Genomic DNA, 3,735 nt, shown 5'->3' with positions numbered 1-3,735 from the left:
GTGCCGGGTTCGTAGACGTAGCTGCGGTAATGCTCGCGGCTGCTTTCGGCGACGAGGTTGTCGCCCTGCCAGAAGAATTCGGTGGTGTGGTCGTCGACGGTTTTGGCGATGCGGCGGCCGAAGGCATCGTAGCGGTAGCTCGTGCGGCGGCCGTCCGGGGTGGTGACGCCGACCAAGCGGTGCTGGCAGTCGTAGCGGTATTCGGTGACGCGTTTTTGCCCGCTGCCGCGGCGTTCGCGGATGAGGTTGCCGAAGGCGTCGTAGTCGTAATGCCGGTCGCCTTGCATCAGCAGGCGATTACCTTTTACGGTCGCCACACCGGGGCGGTCCTGCATCAGCACGTTGCCCGCCGGGTCGTGGGCGAAGCTTTCCGGCGGGTCGTTGCGGGTGTGGCGCACGCGGGTCAGGCGGTTGAGCGGGTCGTAGTAATAGCTGCGCTGACCGTGGCGGCTGTCGGCGACAGTGGCCAGATTGCCGTTGACCGCGTAGGTGTAGTGGCGCAGGTACAACGGCCGGGTTTGCTGGTTGATCGCGTGGGCTTGCAACCGGCCTTGGTCGTCGTAGTGATACTGGCTGGTGAGCTGGCCTTGTTGGCGTTGCTGCTCGCGACCCCACGTGAATTGGTGGGTGGTGAGCGGTGCGCCGTTGAGGTCGATGGCGCTCAGCGCGCCGCCCTTGGCGTGGTGATAATCGAGTTTACTGCCGTCCGGCAGGCGCATCCGCTTGAGCTGGCCGCAGGCGTCGTAGCCATAACGCAGCGTGCCCCAGCCCTGATGCTCGGTGATCAGGCGATCCTGGCGGTCGTACTCGAATTCCAGTGGGTGGTCATGGCCATCGTCGACGCTGATCAGTCGGCCGAGGCTGTCGTAGACGTACTCGACGTTGATGCCGTCGGGCAGGGTTTTGACCAGCAAACGGCCGGCGGTATCGCGCTCGTATTGCGTGACGAGTTGCGAGCCGTCCGCGCCGAATTCGGTTTTCTCCAGCAGATTTCCGTTGAGGTCGTAGGCGTACGCCGTGCGCTGGCCGTCGAAGCCGGTTTCCTGTCGGATTAGTCCGCTGGACGTGTAGTCCAGCTGATATTTTTCGCCGGATTCGTTTTCAATTTCCGTGAGCAACAACTGCGCGTTGTCGTAGCGATAGTTGAGCTGCGAACCGTCGGGATTGATCCGGCGGGCGACCACATGCAAATCATCGACGTATTCGTAACGCGTAACGCGGCCGAGTTCGTCGCGCTCGGCGGTGATTTTTCCGTAGGCGTTGTAGCTGAAGGCGCGCGTGGCACCGGTGGGAAGCGTCGTCTGGATCAGTCGCCCGACGGCGTCCCACGCGTAGCGAGTGACCGCACCGTGTTCGTCCTGGGCGGTAATCCGCCGCCCCAACGCATCGTAGGAAAACCGCCGCTGGCCAGCGTCCGGCAAGGTCTCTTCGATCAGTTGACCCAAGCCGTTCCAGACGAAGACATGGCGGCTGAGATCCGGGTAACGGATCGACAGCAGCTGCCCGTGTTTATCGTAGTGATAGTGGGTGATCTGGCCGTCAGGATCGGTCGCTTCGGTGACGTCGCCCTGAGCATTGCGCTGGTACTTCCACAGCGCTTTGCCGCGATAGCGCGCGTGCAGGAAACCGTTGCGGTATTCGTAGGACGTCGGTTCGTCCTGCGGCGGAATCAGCGCCACTAGCCGTCCGACTTCGTCGTAGTGATATTCGGTGACGGCGCCGAGCGGGTCCTGCTCGGCAATCAGCCGACCCTGGTCGTCATAGGCCTTGAGGTGTTCGCCGCCATCCAGCTCAACCTTGCGCACCAGGCGCGCCCGATCATCGTGCTGGTAAACCTCTTCGCTGCCGTCAATGTTCTGGACGGTAACGCTGCCCGCGTCATCCCAGACATAGCGCGCGTCCATTTGCGCAAACGACGCCCAATGACGGACACATCGCGCCGCCTTGCCAGACTTTTCCCACTCCCAAAAGAAACTCGCCCCACCGGCCAGCTGCCGCTGGAGGATGACGTGTCGGTCGTCGTAGTCGTAGCGCTCGCGTTCCCCGGCGGCGTTGCTCGCCTCGATCAGGCGAGCGCGTTCGTCGTAGTGGTATTGGACCAGCGTCTGCTCGGTGACCCAGGCCTCGCCGAGCGTGTCGGCCGGGACAAAACGCTGATAGTCGACGGCGATCAAATGCGCGCGGTCATAACGCAACAGCAAGGCGCGACCGGCGCCGTTGTCGAGGCGCTGGAGGCGGTCGCGGTGGTCGTGCGTGATGCGCAAGCGGTTGTCATAACCGTCGCTGACGGCGGTCAGCCGACCGTTGCGAAAGTGATAAAACCGCGTGTCATCGCCCGCTTGGGCGAGGATCAATTCTTCGGGGTCATCCCCCAGATAAATCGCCGCGCGCGAGAGGCTGTTATGGATCGCCGGGCGTTCAAAACTCGGCAACGGAAAAGTGGTGCGACGGTTTTCGTGGTCGATCCAGATGACGGTGTCGCCGTCGATTTCCAACCGGTGCGCAAGGCTGTGACTCCAGCCGAAACCGAGGCCGCAATCAATTTCGGCGGCGCTGGTGCGATAAAGCCGGGTGAAGTCGAACGGCAGGAGGCCGTCCAGTGAACCGTCGGTGAGGGTCAGCAGCTCTTCGCCGGTGACCATCGACACCGGGCATTTGTTGGTGGCAGTTCTATCGACGGAATCGGCGCTGTCACCGTTGGGGTTTTTCGCTTGTTCCGGAACGTTGTCGTGGTGTTCGTTTTGTTTGAGTGTGGTGTTGCGCCTGGCGTCCCAGCGCAGTTGCATGCGACCTTTTTTCAGGCCGGCAGCGGCACCGCGCGCGGCGACTTTTTTGTAGCGATCAACATTAGTAATGAAGCTGTTGATGATGTTGAAGATCGCTTTGACGAAGCCCACCACGGCGTCGACGATCCGGGCGCCGTAGTGGGCAAGGCGCAGGCCTAAATAGGCGACGCCCGCACCTGCACCGGCAAAGGTCAGAACGACCCCGATCAGAAGGTCGATGAGCAGTTGCACCACCACCGTTGAAATCGCTTCGGCGGTTTTGCCGGCCATTTCGCTGGGGGGCAGCATCTCCAGCCACAGGCTGGCGGTGCGCAACAGCAAACACAGCGCCGCTTCGTCACTGGCCAGCAGCTGGACTTTTTCCATGGTGGCCGGAAATTGTTCTGCCAGGTCGGCCAGTTGGGCAGCACCACTTCCCAGGCGCTCAACGAACTTGCGGGGATCCTGAAGAATGTCCGAGAGCAGGCTGATGCTGTCCCACACGCCAATCACTGCGGCCCAACTTCCCGCCAGCAGTCCATTACCCGCCGCAGCAAAAGCCGACTGCGACCATTGTGGTTTGAAGCCTGCCCACTCGCTGCGCAGCCAGGTTTCCAGTTCTTGCGTCAGGGCGTCGTAAGAGGAGAACAGGTCTTTGATTTGATCCGATGAAACTTCACTCTGGACATGTACGCGGTAGAACTTGCCCGGCGTGCCTTTGAACTGCCCTTTACCGTTTTCATCGAGCGTGATCGTTGTTCTCTCGCCGCCCTCCTGCGCAATCACATCAACCTGAATATTCCCCAACGGAATGTCATAAACCGATTCAAACTTGCTCTCGATCTCCAGAGTTCCGTTCGCAGGACACCGCGCAAAACCCGAGAAAAAATCATCGTCGCGACTACTCACCGCGGTCGTCGAATCGCCAAGCTTTATCAGCCGCTCCATGTCCAACAGCGAAGGCATGTCC

At 61.2% G+C, this 3,735-nt stretch carries 1 protein-coding gene; it reads right to left on the bottom strand.

Annotated features, from left to right (window positions below; genetic code table 11):
* The coding region (locus F8N43_RS29110; RefSeq protein WP_150654709.1) for a DUF6531 domain-containing protein at positions 1–3,735 on the bottom strand (3,735 nt) is incomplete at both ends.

This window comes from Pseudomonas fluorescens (assembly GCF_902498065.1).
Lineage (GTDB): Bacteria > Pseudomonadota > Gammaproteobacteria > Pseudomonadales > Pseudomonadaceae > Aquipseudomonas > Aquipseudomonas fluorescens_BJ.
Note: the sequence above shows the minus strand (reverse complement) of the source record. Positions and strands in the feature narration are given on the sequence as shown.